The 17,473-nt window shown below is 69.5% G+C and carries 20 protein-coding genes; 6 read left to right on the top strand and 14 right to left on the bottom strand.

Features of this window, described 5'->3' with window-relative positions; genetic code table 11:
• Positions 1-101 precede the first annotated feature (101 nt).
• Positions 102-848, top strand: coding sequence for a GbsR/MarR family transcriptional regulator (locus H4N64_RS38880; protein WP_186287333.1), 747 nt, complete (start codon positions 102-104; stop codon positions 846-848).
• Positions 849-942: 94 nt separating this feature from the next.
• On the opposite strand, the gene H4N64_RS38875 is transcribed toward H4N64_RS38880, so the two are convergent.
• Both H4N64_RS38875 and H4N64_RS38870 read right to left on the bottom strand, forming a co-directional pair.
• Positions 943-2,322 carry an FG-GAP-like repeat-containing protein gene (locus H4N64_RS38875; RefSeq protein ID WP_186287332.1) on the bottom strand — a complete coding sequence of 460 codons (1,380 nt, stop codon included), beginning with the start codon at positions 2,320-2,322 and terminating at the stop codon, positions 943-945.
• Between the two features lie 79 nt (positions 2,323-2,401).
• Complete coding sequence (locus tag H4N64_RS38870; protein ID WP_186287331.1) at positions 2,402-4,333, bottom strand: AMP-binding protein; 1,932 nt, start codon at positions 4,331-4,333, stop codon at positions 2,402-2,404.
• A gap of 235 nt (positions 4,334-4,568) precedes the next feature.
• On the opposite strand from H4N64_RS38870, the gene H4N64_RS38865 reads away from it, so the two are divergent.
• Entirely contained in the window at positions 4,569-5,390 is an 822-nt protein-coding gene (locus H4N64_RS38865; protein WP_336246922.1) for a MaoC family dehydratase, read from the top strand.
• Here the strand turns inward: H4N64_RS38865 and H4N64_RS38860 are convergent.
• The 9 genes from H4N64_RS38860 to H4N64_RS38820 all read right to left on the bottom strand — a co-directional run bounded on the left by H4N64_RS38860 (position 5,383) and on the right by H4N64_RS38820 (position 12,467).
• The gene (locus H4N64_RS38860; protein WP_186287329.1) at positions 5,383-6,027 is read right to left on the bottom strand and encodes a TetR/AcrR family transcriptional regulator; all 645 of its coding nucleotides are present in this window, start codon (positions 6,025-6,027) and stop codon (positions 5,383-5,385) included. The genes H4N64_RS38865 and H4N64_RS38860 overlap by 8 nt on opposite strands.
• A gap of 10 nt (positions 6,028-6,037) precedes the next feature.
• Positions 6,038-6,337 carry a DUF4229 domain-containing protein gene (locus H4N64_RS38855; protein ID WP_186287328.1) on the bottom strand — a complete coding sequence of 100 codons (300 nt, stop codon included), beginning with the start codon at positions 6,335-6,337 and terminating at the stop codon, positions 6,038-6,040.
• Positions 6,338-6,439: 102 nt separating this feature from the next.
• A complete protein-coding gene (locus H4N64_RS38850; RefSeq protein ID WP_186287327.1) occupies positions 6,440-6,964 on the bottom strand; it encodes a GNAT family N-acetyltransferase in 525 nt (174 codons plus the stop codon).
• A gap of 16 nt (positions 6,965-6,980) precedes the next feature.
• Entirely contained in the window at positions 6,981-7,631 is a 651-nt protein-coding gene (locus H4N64_RS38845) for a UdgX family uracil-DNA binding protein (protein WP_186287326.1), read from the bottom strand.
• A gap of 74 nt (positions 7,632-7,705) precedes the next feature.
• Positions 7,706-8,869 (bottom strand): aminofutalosine synthase MqnE, encoded by a 1,164-nt coding sequence (gene mqnE, locus H4N64_RS38840; protein ID WP_186287325.1) that lies wholly within the window; start codon positions 8,867-8,869, stop codon positions 7,706-7,708.
• A 38-nt stretch (positions 8,870-8,907) separates the two neighbouring features.
• Positions 8,908-9,363: an Lrp/AsnC family transcriptional regulator gene (locus H4N64_RS38835; RefSeq protein WP_186287324.1), complete on the bottom strand. Its 456-nt coding sequence runs from the start codon at positions 9,361-9,363 to the stop codon at positions 8,908-8,910.
• 53 nt (positions 9,364-9,416) lie between these two features.
• A complete protein-coding gene (locus tag H4N64_RS38830; RefSeq protein ID WP_186287323.1) occupies positions 9,417-10,064 on the bottom strand; it encodes a UbiX family flavin prenyltransferase in 648 nt (215 codons plus the stop codon).
• A gap of 52 nt (positions 10,065-10,116) precedes the next feature.
• Positions 10,117-11,019: a menaquinone biosynthesis prenyltransferase MqnP gene (mqnP, locus tag H4N64_RS38825; RefSeq protein WP_186287322.1), complete on the bottom strand. Its 903-nt coding sequence runs from the start codon at positions 11,017-11,019 to the stop codon at positions 10,117-10,119.
• Positions 11,016-12,467, bottom strand: coding sequence for a menaquinone biosynthesis decarboxylase (locus H4N64_RS38820; protein WP_186287321.1), 1,452 nt, complete (start codon positions 12,465-12,467; stop codon positions 11,016-11,018). Before H4N64_RS38820 ends, mqnP begins: the two co-directional genes overlap by 4 nt.
• An 87-nt stretch (positions 12,468-12,554) precedes the next feature.
• Between H4N64_RS38820 and H4N64_RS38815 the strand changes: the two genes are divergently transcribed.
• Entirely contained in the window at positions 12,555-12,860 is a 306-nt protein-coding gene (locus H4N64_RS38815) for a PLD nuclease N-terminal domain-containing protein (RefSeq protein WP_186287335.1), read from the top strand.
• Position 12,861: 1 nt separating this feature from the next.
• A complete protein-coding gene (locus H4N64_RS38810) occupies positions 12,862-13,734 on the top strand; it encodes a LysR family transcriptional regulator (RefSeq protein ID WP_186287320.1) in 873 nt (290 codons plus the stop codon).
• Here the strand turns inward: H4N64_RS38810 and H4N64_RS38805 are convergent.
• The 3 genes from H4N64_RS38805 to H4N64_RS38795 all read right to left on the bottom strand — a co-directional run bounded on the left by H4N64_RS38805 (position 13,631) and on the right by H4N64_RS38795 (position 15,892).
• The gene (locus H4N64_RS38805) at positions 13,631-14,578 is read right to left on the bottom strand and encodes a DMT family transporter (protein ID WP_186287319.1); all 948 of its coding nucleotides are present in this window, start codon (positions 14,576-14,578) and stop codon (positions 13,631-13,633) included. The genes H4N64_RS38810 and H4N64_RS38805 overlap by 104 nt on opposite strands.
• Before the next feature lie 100 nt (positions 14,579-14,678).
• A complete protein-coding gene (locus H4N64_RS45930) occupies positions 14,679-15,533 on the bottom strand; it encodes a DUF6281 family protein (RefSeq protein WP_186287318.1) in 855 nt (284 codons plus the stop codon).
• A 59-nt stretch (positions 15,534-15,592) separates the two neighbouring features.
• Positions 15,593-15,892, bottom strand: coding sequence for an SCO0607 family lipoprotein (locus H4N64_RS38795; protein WP_186287317.1), 300 nt, complete (start codon positions 15,890-15,892; stop codon positions 15,593-15,595).
• 154 nt (positions 15,893-16,046) lie between these two features.
• Here H4N64_RS38795 and H4N64_RS38790 point away from each other — a divergent pair, with 154 nt between their 5' ends.
• Together H4N64_RS38790 and H4N64_RS38785 are read left to right on the top strand one after the other, a co-directional pair.
• Positions 16,047-16,496: a nucleoside deaminase gene (locus H4N64_RS38790; protein ID WP_186287316.1), complete on the top strand. Its 450-nt coding sequence runs from the start codon at positions 16,047-16,049 to the stop codon at positions 16,494-16,496.
• The gene (locus tag H4N64_RS38785; protein WP_186287315.1) at positions 16,477-17,454 is read left to right on the top strand and encodes an isopenicillin N synthase family dioxygenase; all 978 of its coding nucleotides are present in this window, start codon (positions 16,477-16,479) and stop codon (positions 17,452-17,454) included. The genes H4N64_RS38790 and H4N64_RS38785 overlap by 20 nt, the downstream gene beginning before the upstream one ends.
• Positions 17,455-17,473 lie beyond the last annotated feature (19 nt).

Here is a 17,473-nt window from a genome sequence, read left to right as displayed (position 1 = left end):
CCGGATTGGAAGCTAATGCAACAGGCGACTCGCCAATCGTTGCAATGGATTGAGAATGAACGCTATGGTGGCCAACACCAGGAACCACGAAGGAGGCCGCGATGCCCGGAGGCAGGCTCACCCAGCAGGAACGTCAGCAGATCGCGCTGGGACTGGCCGACGGCCTCGCCTACGCCGAGATCGCCCGGCGCCTCGACCGCCCGACCTCGACCGTCACCCGCGAGGTCATGCGCAACGGCGGCCCCACCGCCTACCGCGCCGACCTCGCCCACCGCGCCACCGAACAGCGCGCCCACCGCCGCAAGCAGACCGCGCCCCGGGACCCGAAGGCGCCCCCGCTGGCCTACGGGCGCGATCCGGAGGCGGTGCGGGAGTACGAGGAGGCGTTCACCACCCTCCTCATGGCACAGGGCCTGCCCAAGATGATGGCCCGGGTACTGACTTGCCTCTTCACCACCGACGCGGGCAGCCTCACCGCCGCCGAACTCGTCCAGCGCCTCCAGGTCAGCCCGGCGTCCATCTCCAAGGCGATGTCGTTCCTGGAGAGCCAGGGGCTCATCCGCCGGGAGCGCGACGAACGCCGCCGCGAGCGCTACGCCGTCGACAACGACGTCTGGTTCCAGGCCATGATGGCCAGCGCCAGATCCAGCTACGACCTCGCCAAGACCGCACGGCAGGGCGTCGCGATCCTCGGCGCCGACACCCCGGCCGCCGTCCGTCTCGAAAACATCGCCCGCTTCGTCGTCTTCGTGGGCGAGAGCATCGAGCGCGCCGCCGAGCAGGCCCGCGACATCCTGTACGCGGAGCCGCCCGGGACGGCCCCGGAGGACGACAACTCCGAGCGTTAGCTCGGGTGTGTCCGGCGGGCGGCCGATGGTTGTGAGGGGGGATCGGCAGATCTGTGCCGGGTGGAGTTCTGGGTGGCACAGATCTGCCAGTGTCCTACTGGGGGAACGCCGCCACCACGTTCACTTCCTTGGCGCCCGTGCCGGTAATGCTCACGCCCGTTCCCGGCAGCAGCACGCTCGGGCTGTAGTAGTCGGCCGACACCAGTACGTCCTTGTCGCCGTCCCGGTCGATGTCGCGGACGCGCACCAGCTCGCCGAAGTGTTCCCACTGGCTCGGGCTCCCGGGGACGCCCGCCGTCGCGCGGGTGAACCACTGGGAGTTCGCTCCGGTGACGCCGGACGAGCCGCCGCGCAGGACGTGGACGCCGCCCGCGTCGTCCAGGGAGCTGACCATCTCGTAGGGGACGCCGACCGCCAGGTCGGGATAGCCGTCGCCGTTGGTGTCGCCGGCGGAGAGGGTGGAACCGAAGTACTCCCTCGGTGACGCGGCCGTGGCCACGCCCGAAGTCGCCTGCGAGAGGCGGTACTTCGTGCCGGGGCCCGTGCTGCCACCGCGCCACACGACGACCGAACCGGCCTTGCCGTTGTACATGCGGTCCCCGACCGCGAGGTCGCCGTAGCCGTCCTTGTCGAAGTCGGCGACGACACCGGTCGGGCTGTAGTCCGGCGAAGAGCTGTTGTAGACCGTGATCTTGCCGGGCTGGATCGTGGAGCCGCCGCGGATGAACCAGGCGTCCTGGGTCATCTTGTCGTTGTGGTAGCCCTGGCCGAGGAGGAAGAGGTCGGTCGCGGCGTCCTTGGTGACCTTGCCCGCGACCATGCCGGCGGGTTCGAGCAGCTGGTTCGGGACGTGCTTGGTGACCGAACCCGTCGTACCGGACTTGGAGAAGCCGCCGCGGTAGATCCGTACCGCCTCGATGGCGTCGGAGACCGCGAGGTCGATCTTGCCGTCGCCGTTGAAGTCGCCCGCCTCGATCTCCTTGCCGAAGCCCCTGTGGGAACTCGCGGTGATCTTCAGGCGGACGGCGCTCGTGCCGGAGAGTCCGGACGACGAGCCCCACAGGATGGTGACCGCGCCGGAGCTGACCTTGCCGTCGACCTTCTCGGTGAAGTCGGCGACGGCGAGGTCGGCGTAGCCGTCGCGGTTGAAGTCGGCGGGGGCGAGGTCCTCGCCGAACGCGTCGCCGTAGCCGTCGGTGTCACCGGCCGTGCCGGGGACGCCCGAGGTGGACTGGCTGAAGGTCTTGGTGACGGTGCCGGGGCCGGTGGCGGTCCCGTAGGTGACCACGAACTGGCCCCCGCCGATGGAGGTCGCGGCGAAGTCGCGGTACCCGTCGCCGTTGAAGTCGTCGGCGTACTTCGCCGGGGTGGTTACCGCGTTCGCGGTGCTCACCGAGAGGGTGAGCAGTCCGCCGGTGAGGGAGGCGGCCGTGGCCGTGGCGAGTGCCAGGCGAACGGTGCTGCGCGTGAACATGCGTCTCCTGCGATGATCTGTGACTGGCGAGGAGGAGACTCACGGCAGCGGTTGAAGGTTGTACGCCCTGCCACACAGGTCAGCGTCCCTCGTACAACTCCTCGATCTCGCCCGCGAAGTCCTTCATGACCGCCTGTCGGCGCAGCTTCATCGACGGGGTCAGATGCCCTGCCGGCTCCGAGAAGTCCGTCGGCAGGATCGCGAACTTGCGGATCGACTCGGGACGTGAGACCAGCTTGTTCGCCTCGTCCACCGCGCGCTGGATGATCGCCCGCAACTCCTCGTCGCCGACCAGGAGTTCGGCGGGGACGGGATGGCGGCCGTTCATGCGGCGCCAGTGGGTGATGCCGGCCATGTCGAGGGTGATCAGGGCGGCGACGAACGGGCGGCGGTCGCCGATGACCATGGCCTGCGAGATCAGCGGGTGGGAGCGGAGCCAGTTCTCCAGCGGGGTCGGGGCCACGCTCTTGCCGCCCGCCGTGATCAGCAGTTCCTTCTTGCGGCCGGTGATGGTCAGATAGCCCTCGTCGTCCAGCTCGCCGATGTCGCCGGTGGCGAGCCAGCCGTCCACCGCGGCCGGGACCACTCCCCCGGCCGCCGGGTCCCAGTAGCCGCGCAGCACCTGCTCCCCGGAGATCAGGATCTCGCCGTCCGCGGCGATCCGTACCCGGGTGCCGGGCAGCGGCCAACCGACCGTGCCCAGACGGGGTTTGAGAGGCGGGGTGACGGTGGCGGCGCCGGTCGTCTCGGTCAGGCCGTAACCCTCGTAGATCTCGATGCCCGCACCGGCGTAGAACGCGGCGAGGCGCCGTCCGAGCGGTGAGCCGCCGCAGATCAGATGGCGGACGCGGCCGCCCATGGCGTTGCGGATACGGCGGTAGACGAGCGGGTCGTAGAAGGTGCGGGCCATGCTCAGGGCGCGGCCGGGTCCGGATCCGGTGCCGTGCTGCTTGGCCTCCATGGCCTCGCCCCAGCGGCCCGCGACGGCGGCAGCCCGTTCGAACATGGTCAGCCGGCCGCCCTCCTCCGCCTTGGCGCGGGCGGAGTTGTAGACCTTCTCCAGCATGTAGGGGATGGCCAGGAGGCAGGTCGGGCGGAAGGCCGCGAGGTCGGCGAGGAGGTCCTCGGACCGGAGGCTGGGCGCGTGGCCGAGCCGGACCCGGGCGCGGACGCAGGCCACCGCCACCATGCGGCCGAAGACATGGGACATCGGCAGGAAGAGGAGGACCGAGACCTCCTCGCTCGACCTCGACTTGAAGACGGGGTAGAGGAGTTCGATGGCGTTGTCGACCTCGGCGAAGAAGTTGCCGTGGGTGAGCGCGCAGCCCTTGGGGCGTCCTGTGGTGCCCGAGGTGTAGATCAGGGTGGCCAGGGTGCTCGGGCCGAGCATGCCCCGGCAGACCTCGACCTCCTGGTCCGGTATCGCGGCGCCGGCCTCCGCGAGCCGCTCCACATGGCCCTTCTCCATGACCCACATGTGCTGGAGGTCGGGGAGGCGTTCGCGCTCGGGGCCGAGGGATGCGGCCTGGGAGACGGTCTCGGTGACCAGGGCGACGGCGCCGGAGTCCTGGAGGATCCAGCGGGTCTGGAAGACGGAGGAGGTCGGATAGACCGGGACGGTCACGAGGCCCGCGGCCCAGGCGGCGAAGTCGAGGAGGGTCCACTCGTACGTCGTCCGCGCCATGACCGCGATCCGGTCGCCGGGCATCAGCCCTTCGGCGATCAGTCCCTTGGCCACGGCGAGCACCTGCTCGGCGAACCGCGTCGCCGTGACGTCGGCCCAACTCCCGTTCTCCGTCTTACGGCTGAGCAGCACCTTGTCCGGCACCGCGACGGCGTTGTCGAACGGCAGGTCGCCCAGCGAGCCGTGCGAGACGGCCGGCGCGAAGGGCGGTACGTACGCCTCCCGGACGACTCCGTCCAGCCGCCGGGTCTCGGGCTCCACAAGGGTGGGCGCTGGGGCGTCGGCGAAGGATGCGGACACGGCGAAGGAAGGCAGTGGCGTGGACACGGGCGGCTCCTGGCACGGCGTTCACGGACGGCTCCCCACGTGCGGAAAGGGGTTACCGCCGGTTAGGAAAGGGGATCGTACGGGGCTGACGTGTGGGCGCTGTGCGTGTTCGGGAAGGGTCGGGGGGCGGGGCTGTGCAACCTCGTGGGTTACGTGAGGGTCACTCAGGTCCGTGCAGCACATGTCTTATTACCTCCGGTAACCTTACTCCGGAGTAAGAAATCCGGAGGTGTGCGTGACCGTCCTTACCCATACGCCCGCGCTCGCGCCGGTGTTCGCCCGTGGCGCCCTGTTTTCCCCGTTCAAGCGACCCCGCCCCGACGCGGACTTCCCCCGCACCCCGCTGGTCCTGCCGGGCGCGCGGGTGGATCTGACCCGGCTCGCGGCCTACGAGCGGGTCTGCGGCTTCGCGACCGGCGAGGACGCGCTGCCGATCACCTACCCCCATGTGCTGAGCTTCCCGCTGGCCATGCGGCTGATGAGCGGACGGGACTTTCCGCTGCCGCTGCTGGGGCTTGTGCACACATCGATCGAGATCGCCCAGCGGGAGCGGCTCGCGGCGCACGGGGAGTACGAACTCACCGTGTACGTCGGCGGGTTGGCGCCGCACCGGCGGGGCACGGAGGCGACGGTCGCGACGGAACTCAGGGCGGGCGGGGCCCTCGTATGGGAGTCGCGCAGTAGCTATCTGGCGCGGCACAGGACGGACGGGCGAGCCTCAGCGCGTCAGGAGCGGCCTGCCCTGCCTGTGGTCGGCGAGTGGCGGCTCGGCGCGGATGTGGGACGGCGGTACGCGGCTGTGTCCGGTGACCGCAACCCCATCCATCTCCACCCGCTCACCGCCCGGCTGTTCGGCTTCCGGCGGGCCATCGCTCACGGGATGTGGACGGTGGCGCGATGTCTCGCGGCGTACGGGGTTCCTCCGGCGGCGCGGATCACGGCGGAGTTCCGGGCGCCGGTGCTGCTGCCGGGGACGGTGACGTACGGGGCGGAGCCGGGGCGGTTCGAGCTGCGCGGCGGGGACGGGCGCGCGCACTTGGCGGGGACCGTCAGCTGACCGGGGGCATCCAGGGCCTCGCGTCCATCATGTTGCCGAGTCCGGCCCAGGCGAAGTTCATCATCGTCGCGGCGGCCTGGCGGGCGGTGACGCCCGGAGTGGCGCCCGCCCAGTCGGCGAGCGACTCGGCGGCGCCGACGAGGGCCTCGGCGAGTCCGGCGACCTCGTGCTCGGGGAGGTCGGGGTCACGGTGGGCCGCGCGAGCGGAGACGAGGATCAGCTGCGTGACGAACGCGACGATCTCCTCGCGCATCGCGGTCACCTCGGCGGCGAACGCGTCGCCGTGGGTGCGGGCCTGGAGGTGCAGCACGGCCCAGCCGTCCGGGTTCTGCGCGGTGTGCGTGAAGAACGCCCGCAGACCGTCCCAGAGTTGGCAGTCGGCGGGCGCGTCGGTGTCGACGCCGGCGCGTACGGCTGCGGTGAGCGCATGCGCCTCTCGGCGGATGCAGGCGGCGAAGAGGTCTTCCTTGGAGTTCAGGTACAGATAGACCAACGGCTTGGAGACACCGGCGAGTTCGGCTATCTCGTCCATCGATGCGGCCATGTACCCGCGGCGCCCGAAGGTCCGCACGGCGGCGTCCAGCATCTGCTGCTCACGGACGGCGCGCGGCATCCGCTTGGTCTTGACTGCACCCATAGGGGCAAGACTAAGACGTCTGTCCCTGAGCCCGGGCCGTGTCGTCGGCTACGTCCTCCTGGCTGCGGTTCGCGTCCAGGTTGGCCTTCACCTTGTCGACCCTCTGGACGATCTGCACGGAGGCGCGGTCGCGTTCCTTGCGCAGGACGACGAAGCTGATCGGTGCGGAGAGCAGCAGGGCGAGCAGGATGACCCACATGCCGTTGGAGTCACCGAGGCCGCGCGGGGCGAGACCGGCGTAGACGAGGCCCCAGACGACCACGAGGCAGCCCGCGAAGATCCCGAGGCGCATCAGCGTGTAGCGGAGCATCTCAATCCAGTCTTCCGATTCCGACAGGGGTTCCAAAAGGGACAGCATCCAGTGAAGCATGTCCGCCCCGCGATCTTGGGGGCGGGGCTCCGGTCGCCGGGCTCAGTCGAGCGGCAGCAGCATGATCACGTCGTCGCGGTGGTCGTCCGGGGCGACGCGGATGGCGTCCGGGATCCGGCCGACCTCCTTGTAGCCGCAGGAGCCGTAGAAGCGCTCCAGGCCCTGGCCGCCGCGGCAGGTGAGCCGTATGGCCCGGATGCCGTCGAAGCGGCGGGCCTCCTGCTCGGCGGCGGCCAGCAGGTCCCGTCCGTACCCCTTGCCCTGGTGCCGCGGGTGCACCATCACCGTGTACAGCCACACCCAGTGGGTCATCAGCCGGTGCGTGTTGAAGGTGAGGAACGCGGTGGCGGCGACCTGTCCGTCCGCGTCGCGCCCGACGAGCAGCCGCGTCCTGCCTTCGGCCATCGCCGCGAAGTGCTTGACCAGCTCGGGGCGTATCGCCTCGCGCGTCACCGGGGGCACGAAACCGACGGAGCCGCCGGCGTTGGAGACGTCCGCCCACAGGTCGAGAACGCCGTCGCGGAGGGTGGGGTCGACGGCGGGGTCGAGAGTGAAAGTAAGGGCCACGGAAGCATGGTAGCCATTACTGGATGGCCCGCGCCGCCACTTTCAGATCCGAGACCAGCCCTCGGTACGCCGCCTCACGATCGTCCGCCCGCAGAACGGACGACGGATGAACGGTCGGAACCAGCCGCTCCGGGCGCCCATGGATCTCCTCCTCCAGCACGGTCCCCCGCACCTGGGTGACCCGGAACGACGACCCGAGCAACGCCTTCCCGGCGGTGGCACCGAGCACGACGATCAACTCCGGCTCCACCACGGCCAGCTCAGCGGCCAGCCAGGGCCCGCACGCCGTCATCTCCCGAAGGGTGGGCGCCTTGTGAATACGGCGCTTGCGGGGCTCGGACCGGGTGAACTTGAAGTGCTTGACGGCGTTGGTGACGTAGGTGTCGTCGGGGTCGATACCGGCTTCGGCGAGGGCACGGTCGAGCAGCTTCCCGGCGGGGCCGACGAAGGGCTTGCCCTGACGGTCCTCCTGGTCGCCGGGCTGCTCGCCGACGAGCATGACGCGGGCGTGCGCGTTTCCGGCACCGAAGACGGTCTGGGTGGCGTCCCGGTGCAGCGGGCAGCCACGGCAGTCGGCGGCGGCGCGGCGGAGGGCGGGGAGGCCTCCGTGGGAGGGGAGGAAGGGTTCAGCGGTATAGGCATCCTCAGGAGCCTTGGTGGCAACCATGCCGGGTCGAGTACCCACCTAGGGGCGCGGGGAACTGCGCGCCCCCCACGACCCGCAGCCGAGGAACTACCCGCTCACACCCGCATCGGCTGAGGGGATTCGCGACGCTCCGGGTCGGGACCCTCGTACTCCCGGATCACCTCGTACCGCGTGTTCCGTTCCACCGGGCGGAAGCCCGCGTCGCGGATGAGGTCCAGTAGGTCCTCGCGGGTGAGTTTGTTCGGCGTGCCGTAGTTGTCGGCGTCGTGGGTGATCTTGTACTCGACCACCGAGCCGTCCATGTCGTCCGCGCCGTGCTGGAGCGCGAGCTGGGCCGTCTGGACGCCGTGCATGACCCAGAAGACCTTGACGTGCGGGACGTTGTCGAACAACAACCTCGACACCGCGAACGTCTTCAACGCCTCCGCGCCCGTCGCCATCTGCGTGCGCGCCTGCAGGCGGTTGCGGACCTTGCCGTCCTGCACGTCCACGAAGTCGTGCTGGTAGCGCAGGGGGATGAAGACCTGGAAGCCGTTCGTCTCGTCCTGGAGCTCGCGGAGCCTGAGGACGTGGTCCACCCTGTGCCGCGGCTCCTCGATGTGGCCGTACAGCATGGTGCACGGGGTCTTCAGACCCTTCTCGTGCGCCAGGCGGTGGATGCGCGACCAGTCCTCCCAGTGCGTGCGGTGGTCCACGATGTGCTGACGGACCTCCCAGTCGAAGATCTCCGCGCCGCCGCCCGTCAACGACTCCAGGCCCGCGTCGATCAGCTCGTCGAGGATCTCCGACGCCGAGAGACCGGAGATCGTCTCGAAGTGGTGGATCTCCGTCGCCGTGAAGGCCTTCAGGGAGACGTGAGGCAGCGCCGCCTTCAGTTCCCGCAGCGACCTTGGGTAGTAGCGCCACGGCAGGTTCGGGTGCAGGCCGTTGACGATGTGGAGTTCCGTGAGGTTCTCCGACTCCATCGCCTTCGCGAGCTTCACCGCCTCCTCGATGCGCATCGTGTACGCGTCCTTCTCCCCCGGCTTGCGCTGGAAGGAGCAGTAGGCGCAGGACGCCGTGCACACGTTGGTCATGTTGAGGTGACGGTTGACGTTGAAGTGGACGACATCGCCGTTCTTGCGCGTGCGCACCTCGTGCGCGAGGCCGCCGAGCCACGCCAGGTCGTCCGACTCGTACAGCGCGATGCCGTCCTCCCGGGTCAGCCGCTCACCGGCCATGACCTTCTGCTCCAGCTCGCGCTTGAGCCCGACGTCCATGCGTACACCTCTCCTAGACCGACTTGATAACCGTAGCCCTACGCTTCCTCCGGAAGCTCACCCACCCGGTTCTCCCACTTCGTGGAGAGCACGATGGTCGTACGGGTCCGGGACACACCCTTCGTGCCGCTGAGCCGCCGGATGATCTTCTCCAGGCCGTCCACGTCGTTCGCCCGCACCTTGAGCATGAACGAGTCGTCGCCGGCGATGAACCAGCAGTCCTCGATCTCGCTGAGGTCCTTCATCCGGGCCGCCACATCCTCGTGGTCGGCCGCGTCGGAGAGCGAGATGCCGATCAGGGCGGTGACGCCGAGGCCGAGGGAGGCGGCGTCGACCGTGGCGCGGTAGCCGGTGATGACCCCGGCCGCCTCCAGCCGGTTGATGCGGTCGGTGACACTGGGTCCCGACAGGCCGACGAGGCGCCCCAGCTCCGCGTAGGAGGCCCGGCCGTTCTCCCTCAGGGCCTGGATGAGCTGCCTGTCCACCGCGTCCATGCGATTCGAAGCCTTCCGCTGAAGAGGTCTTAAGGGTCTGAAACGGTTGATGCTCAGTCGGTGCGTGCGCCGCCGAGGTCGCCCTTCCAGCGGCGGTAGAGCCGGTGCTCCACACCCGCCGCGTCGAGCACGCGTCCGGCGACGAAGTCCACCAGGTCCTGGATGTGCGTGGCCCCGGCGTAGAAGGCGGGCGAGGCGGGTACGACGGTGGCGCCCGCGTCGTCGAGGGTGACCAGATGCCGCAGCGTCTGCCCGTTCAAGGGGGTCTCCCTGACGGCGACGACCAGCTTGCGGCCCTCCTTCAGGGTCACGCTCGCCACCCGCTGCAACAGGTCCTTGGACAGCCCGAGCGCGACACCCGCGACACAGGCCGTGGAGGCGGGCACGATGAGCATGCCCTTCGTGGGATACGACCCGGACGACGGCCCGGCGGCGAGATCGCCGGCACTCCAGTGCCGTACCCCCTCGATGTCCACATCGAAGGTGCCCGGCTTTCCGTCCGCCCCCCGGGACAGCCATTCCCGCAGGTCGTCCTCCCAGTGCGCGTCCCGGAAGGAGATCCCGGTCTCGTCGAGCAGAGTGAGCCGGGAGGCCCTGCTCACGACCAGATCAACGCTCTCCCCCGCCCCCAGCAGAGCACGCAGCACAGCCGCCGCGTACGGCGTCCCGGAAGCTCCGGACACCCCCACGATCCAAGGCACGCGCTGCGATTCTCCTGCGTTCACATCTTGAGCGTACCGGTGGACGGGACGGTCAGACGGTCAGCCCCCGCACCAGGAGGTCCAGTAGCGCGCACCCGAACAGGGCAATGCCGATGAAGCCGTTGACGCTGAAGAAGGCCCTGTTCAGGCGGGAGAGGTCATGGGGGCGGACGATGTTGTGTTCATAGACGAAGGCCGCCGCGACGACCAGCAGGCCGAACCAGAAGAAGGCGCCCGCGTCCGTCGCCGCCGCGTACCAGACCAGCAGGGCCGTCGTCAGGGCATGGCAGACCCGCGCGCCCCAGATCGCCGCCGGGACACCGAAGCGGGCCGGGACCGACATGACGCCGATCTCGCGGTCCGTGTCCACGTCCTGGCAGGCGTAGATCAGGTCGAAGCCGCCGATCCAGATGCCGACCGCCAGGCCCAGGATCACCGCGTCCCAGGACCACTCGCCGGTGATCGCCAGCCAGCCGCCCACCGGGCCCATCGCCTGGGCCAGACCCAGGATGGCCTGCGGGTAGTTCGTGAACCGCTTGCCGTAGGGATAGACCACCATCGGGATCACCGCTACCGGGGCGAGCGCCAGGCACAGGGGGTTCAGCGCCGCCGCCGAGCCCAGGAAGATCGCCACCGCGATCAGCGCGCCCGTCCAGGCGTGCTTCACCGACATCGCGCCGGTCACCAGCTCGCGCTGCGCCGTACGGGGGTTACGGGCGTCGATCTCGCGGTCGATGATCCGGTTCACGGCCATGGCGAAGGTGCGCAGGCCGACCATGCAGATCGTGACCAGCAGCAGCCGGCCCCAGTGGATGTTCTTGTCCCACTGGAACATCGCGGTCAGGGCCGCGATGTACGCGAAGGGCAGCGCGAAGACCGAGTGCTCGATCATCACCAGGCGCAGGAACGCCTTGGTGCGTCCCGGCTGCGGTAGCGCTGCGGAAGCCGAGCTCACAGGCCGTACTCCTTCCAGCGGCGGTCCACCTTCGCCGCCGTATCCGGGTCCGACTCCACCATGTCCGGCCAGCCCCCGTCACGGGTGTAGCCCTCCTCGGGCCACTTCTTCGTCGCGTCGATGCCCGCCTTGCCGCCCCAGAACTGCTGGTAGGAGGCGTGGTCCAGATGGTCGACCGGGCCTTCGACGACCGACAGGTCACGGGCGTAGTCCGTGTTGCCCAGCGCCCGCCAGGCCACCTCGTGCAGGTCATGGACGTCGCAGTCGGAGTCGACGACCACGATCAGCTTGGTCAGCGACATCATGTGCGCGCCCCAGATCGCGTGCATCACCTTCTGCGCGTGCTTGGGGTACTTCTTGTCGATCGAGACGATCGCGCAGTTGTGGAAGCCGCCCGCCTCGGGCAGGTGGTAGTCCACGATGTCCGGCACGATGATCTTCAGCAGCGGAAGGAAGAAGCGCTCCGTCGCCCGGCCCAGCGGGCCGTCCTCCGTCGGCGGCCTGCCGACCACGATCGACTGGAGCAGCGGACGCTTCCGCATCGTCACGCAGTCGATCTTCAGGGCGGGGAAGGGCTCCTGCGGGGTGTAGAAGCCGGTGTGGTCGCCGAAGGGGCCTTCCGGCAGCATCTCGCCCGGTTCGAGCCAGCCCTCGATCACGACCTCCGCCTGCGCCGGGACCTGGAGCGGGACCGTCTTGCAGTCGACCATCTCGATCCGCTTGCCCGCGAGGAACCCGGCGAACAGGTACTCGTCGATGTCACCGGGGAGCGGCGCGGTGGAGGCGTAGCTGACGGCCGGGGGGCAGCCGAAGGCGATGGCGACCGGTAGCCGCTCGCCCCTGCGCGCGGCGACCTGGTAGTGGTTCCGGCTGTCCTTGTGGATCTGCCAGTGCATCCCGATCGTGCGCTTGTCATGGCGCTGGAGCCGGTACAGACCGAGGTTGCGGACCCCGGACTCCGGGTCCTTGGTGTGCGTGAGCCCCAGGTTGAAGAAGGATCCGCCGTCCTTCGGCCAGGTGAACAGGGCGGGCAGCGCCTCCAGGTCCACGTCGTCCCCGTGCAGGACGACCTCCTGCACCGGCGCGTCCTTGACCTTCTTCGGCGGTACGTGGGTCATCGCGCCGAGCTTGCCGAAGGCCTCCCGCACCCCGACGAAGCCGTGCGGCAGCTCGGGCTTCAACAGCCCGCCGATCCTCTCGCTGATCTCGCCGTACGACTTCAGGCCGAGCGCCTTGAGCAGCCGGCGGTCGGTGCCGAAGACGTTCATCGCGAGGGGCATCGAGGAGCCCTTCACGTTCTCGAAGAGCAGTGCCGGGCCGCCCGCCTTCTGCACCCGGTCGACGATCTCCCCGACCTCCAGATACGGATCGACCTCCGCCTTGACGCGCTTGAGGTCGCCTTCGCGTTCCAGTGCCCTGAGCAGGGAACGAAGATCGTCGTAAGCCATGGGGTCAAGTATCCCCGAGCGGCTACCCTGGCCCTGTACCTGGGGGCTGTGATCGCGGCCCCGACCACCATCTCGCGGGAGGGCCCCATGCTCCGGGTGCTGCTGTTCCTGGTACCGCTGGCGCTGAGCATCTACGCCTTCATCGACTGCATCAGCACCAAGGACGAGGACATCCGGCACATCCCCAAGCCGCTGTGGGCGATCCTCGTGCTGCTGTTCCCGCTCGTCGGGTCCATCTCGTGGCTGATCGCGGGGAAGAAGCGCAGCCCGGCGGCCGAGGGCTGGTCCGGCGTGCGCACCAACCGCGGCCGGCAGTGGGTGGCCCCCGACGACAACCCCGAGTTCCTTAAGTCCCTGGACGACGACGACAAGAACAAGCGGGACGAGCCCTGACATGGAGCTGCGGCTGCTCGTCACCTTCGAGAAGGTCGCGACCGTCCTGAGCTTCACCCGGGCGGCGGCCGAACTGGCGTACGCGCAGTCCAGTGTGACCAGTCAGATCCGGGCCCTGGAGTCCTCCCTCGGCACGGAGTTGTTCGACCGGCTCGGCGGGCACATCCGGCTGACGGAGGCGGGTGAGCGGCTGCTGCCGTACGCCCGGCAGATCATCGAGCTGACCGAGGAGGCGCGGGCGGCGGTGACGGCGGCGGAGGAGCCGACGGGTTCGCTCGTCGTCGGCACCATGGAGTCGCTGACCTCCTACCGGCTGCCCCCGCTCCTGGAACTCTTCCACCACCGCTATCCGAGGGTACGGCTCGCGCTGCGCACGACCATCGGCGACGAGACCCGGCAGGCGCTGCGGCAGGGGACGTACGACCTCGGGTTCCTGATGGAGGAGGAGACGGAGCATCCCGGTCTTGAGAGCGAGGTGCTGGCGATCGAGCCGCTGGCGCTGGTGGCGGGGCAGCCGCTGGACGTCGCCTGCACGGCCGACCTCGTCCAGCAGTCCCTCCTTGCCACCGAACCCGGATGTGCGTACCGCGACTTGTTCGAGCGGGAGCTCAAGTCGGTTTCTCCTTCGGTGGAGTTCATGGAGTTCGGCACCATCGAGGCGACCAAACGCGCGGCGGCGGCCGGTCTCGGGATCGCCTTGCTTCCCGAGGTGACGGTCGCCGCCGAACTCGCGGAGGGGACTCTCGTACGACTGCCGTGGGAGCCGCCGTTCACGCTTCGGACGCAACTGGCGTGGCGGACCGGGAAGCGGCTTCCGGCGCACGCTCGGCTGTTCCTCGATCAGGCGCGGAAACTGGTCGCCGAGCAAGGGTGACCTTCAGGCTCGCCGTCACGATCAGCGGGACGCCGAGCGCCTGGACGAGGCCGATGTGGTGGCCGTACACCGCCCAGTCGACGACCATCGCGACCGCCGGGTAGACGAAGGCGAGTACGGCGATCTTCGCGGTGGGGAGCTGGGCGTAGGCGGCGTACATGAGGACGTACATCAGCCCGGTGTGGATGATCCCGAGGCCGACCAGCCATCCCCAGTCCGCGCCGGTGCCGCTCATCGCGCCGAAGTCGGCGAAGGGGAGGAGGAGGGGGATACCGACGAGCACCTGGACGAGGGCGATGAGGTGGGGGCGGACTCCGGAGATCCGCTTGGTGACGACGGTGGACAGGCCGTAGAGGAGGGCGGCGAGGAGGGCCTGGCCGATGCCGGTCAGATAGACGCCTCCGCTGCTGAAGTCGGCCGGGGTGATGCCCGAGACGAGGATCAGTCCGGCGAAGGCCAGGCCGATCCAGCCGACCTTGGCGGCGGTGAGCCGCTCGCGGAAGAGGAGGGCACCCAGCAGGACGACGTAGAACGGCTGGGTGTGGTAGACGACCGTGGCGACGGATATGGAGGTGTTCTCGTACGACTGGAAGAGGAAGACCCAGTTGAAGACGATGAACACGCCGCCGAGAAGGGCGAGTCCGAGGGTGCGGGGCGTGAAGCCGTGGTCGCGGAGCCAGCCGCGGGCGACGATGTAGCCGCCGAGGGCGAGGGCGCCGAACAGGACGCGGAAGAAGACGACGTTGAAGGGCGAGGCGCCGGACTCGACGACGAAGACGCCGAGGGTGCCGGAGAGCACCATCGCGGTGGTCAGCTGAGCCGTGCCCTTGTTCTCTGAGGTCATGTCCGTGACGCTACGAGTGCTCTGACCTGCGGGTCCACGCGCTGCTGGGGCGTCCTGCCGATGGGCCCATCGGCGGCACCGATGGGCCCAGGTGGCGCTGTCAGTCGGCGTGGGCCTGCCCGACGTGCACGACCCTGATGTGTTCCTTCCCGAAGGCGTCGTGGATGAGGGGCTCGGCGGTGTCGGGCTCGTCGACTCCGACGTGCACCCAGCCCTGCTCGTCGACCCCGACCTCGCGGAGCTGGAAGGTGCCGTCCCAGCGGTTCATGTCCGCACTGATCCGCTCGGCGAGGGCGTCGAGGTCCTTGCGGTTGGCGTCGGTGTCGTGGATCCGCACGGTGACGCCCTTCTCGGCGCCCTCGCAGACGGCCTCGTCGAAGTCGGCGGAGGGGATGCGGTAGAGATCGGCGGCACTGGCGTCCTGGTCGACGGAGAGCCCGGTGAAGGACTGCGCGTACCGCTTCGCGGCGAGGCGGTCGATGTGGTCGAGGGTGCGGTAGAGGGGGGTGTCGTCGGGGTTGTCGTCGGTGCCGGAGGCAGTGGGGGCGGGGCGGGTGCCGACGCACTCGTGCGATGCGGTCCGACGCAACTTCTCGATCTCGGGAGGCAGTTCATCGCCCCGGTCGACCACGAAGACGACGTCGTCCGGGGCGTCCGCCACGGCGATGGCGACCTCGGGGTCCACGCCCTCGATCGCGTAGGCCGGGACCCGACGCTCCGGTGAGCCCTCGCCGCCGTCGTTGGGAGTGTCGTCGCAAGGGGGCTGGGTGGCCGTGCCCAGCTTCTCCCCCCGCTCGTAGTCGACGTTGCCGACATCCGAGTAACGCCGGTTGTCGTAGTCGATGACATAGGCGCAGGACGCCGCCGCCCCGGGCGTCTCCCCGCCGTCCACCGTCCCGCAGCCGCCCACACCCAGCACGACGACGGTCACCGCGGCCAGCCTCGCCGATCTCATCCGATCCCCCTCTTCATCGCTTCCACGACTCCGACGCGGCGATCACCGATTTCGTTCGGTCAGGAGGCGTCGACGATGTCGCCGTTCTCGTCGAGGGTGTGGGTGCGCCAGTAGACGTCCCACTTGTCGTCGACGTACTCCGGGACCTCGCCCTCGGGATAGCGGGCGTAGCCCTCGCCGGGCTCCTGGTCGTCGGGCACACACGCCGAACCGGTGCCGTTCACCTGGAGGACGGGGTACTCGCCGGAGCTGCAGATGTTCTCCCGGTACTCCAGGCCGGCGCATCCGGTGAGCGTCACGGCCGCTGCCGCCCCCGCGAGGGCGACGCCGAGGATCTGGAGGCTGCGGGGCTTGGACACGGTCGTCTCCTGTGGGTGGTGTGTGGTCCGACGCCGCCCACTCTCGCGGAGCCCGGCCGCCGGGGCCTGAGCCCGCGTACTCAGACGGAGCAACTCAAGTCCCCAGGACTTTCCGCTCGTTGCCCCACTGTTCGCGGGGCAGCAGAGTGGACGTATGGATCAGGCACAGGCACGCACCTGGCTCACCACCGCCGTGGAGGAGGCCCGCGCCGGGCTCGCCGAGGGCGGCATCCCGATCGGCGCGGCGCTCTACGGCGCCGACGGCACACTGCTCGGGCGCGGACACAACCGGCGCGTCCAGGACGACGACCCCTCGATGCACGCGGAGACGGCCGCGTTCCGGAACGCGGGACGGCAGCGGTCGTATCGCGGTACGACGATGGTGACCACCCTCTCGCCCTGCTGGTACTGCTCGGGGCTCGTCCGGCAGTTCGGCATCTCGCGGGTCGTGATCGGTGAGGCCGTCACCTTTCACGGCGGGCACGACTGGCTGGCCGAGCACGGCGTGGAGGTCGTGCTGCTCGACGACCCCGAGTGCGTCGAGCTGATGCGTGACTTCATCAAGGAGAACCCAGCACTGTGGAATGAGGACATCGGTGAGTGACACCCGTATCCCCACGATCGATCTCCAGCCCTGGCCGGCCGGCGACCCCGCCACCCGTGCCGGCATCGCCCGTACCGTCGACGAGGCCCTCCAGACCGCCGGGTTCCTGCTGGTCACCGGGCACGGGGTCGACCCCTCGCTGCGGTGCCGGATCCGGGAGGCCGCGCGCTCCTTCTTCCGGCTGCCCGTCGACGTCAAGGAGGCCTACGCGGCCAAGGTCGGCGGGCGGGGCTGGCTCGGGCCCGGCGCGGAGGCCAATGGGTACTCGGAGGGGACCGAGACCCCGCCGGACCTGAAAGAGTCGCTGACCTTCGCCACACACGAACCCTTCGACGACCCGGTCGTCAACGCCGAGTGGTACGCGCCCAATGTGTGGCCGAGCGAGGTGCCCGAGCTGCGGACCCTGTGCGAGGAGTACCTCGGCCAGATGGCCGAGCTGGAGAAGGAGCTCCTCTCCCTCCTCGGTTGCGCCCTCGGGCTCGAACCCGACTTCTTCTCCCGGCACATGGACCATCCGACGTACGGCTTCAACATCAACTGGTATCCGGGTGTCGAGGTCGTCGGGGCGCCCGCGCCGGGCCAGTTCCGGATCGGCCCGCACACCGACTTCGGGACGGTGACGATCCTCGACCGGCAGGCCGGAAAGGGTGGGTTGCAGATCTGGACCGACGAGGGTGGCTGGGAGGACGCGCCCTACGACCCGGACGCCTTCACCATCAACATCGGTGACCTGATGGCCCGTTGGACCGGCGACAGATGGCGCTCGGGACGGCACCGGGTACTTCCGCCGCCCGCCGACGCGCCCGCCGAGGAGCTGATGTCGCTGGTGTACTTCGGCGAGTGCACCCCGGGGACGCGGGTCGAGTCCGTGCCCGCGCCGGTCGGGCGGGTGGCGTACGAGCCCGTCGACTCGCATGTGTATCTGCGCCAGAAGCTGGACTCGATCACCGTCGACTGAAACCCGCCAACGGCCGACA

The organism is Streptomyces cupreus (assembly GCF_014257025.1).
Taxonomy (GTDB): domain Bacteria; phylum Actinomycetota; class Actinomycetes; order Streptomycetales; family Streptomycetaceae; genus Streptomyces; species Streptomyces cupreus.
The sequence above is the reverse complement of the archived record's forward strand: the minus strand, read 5'-3'. Positions and strand labels throughout refer to the sequence as shown.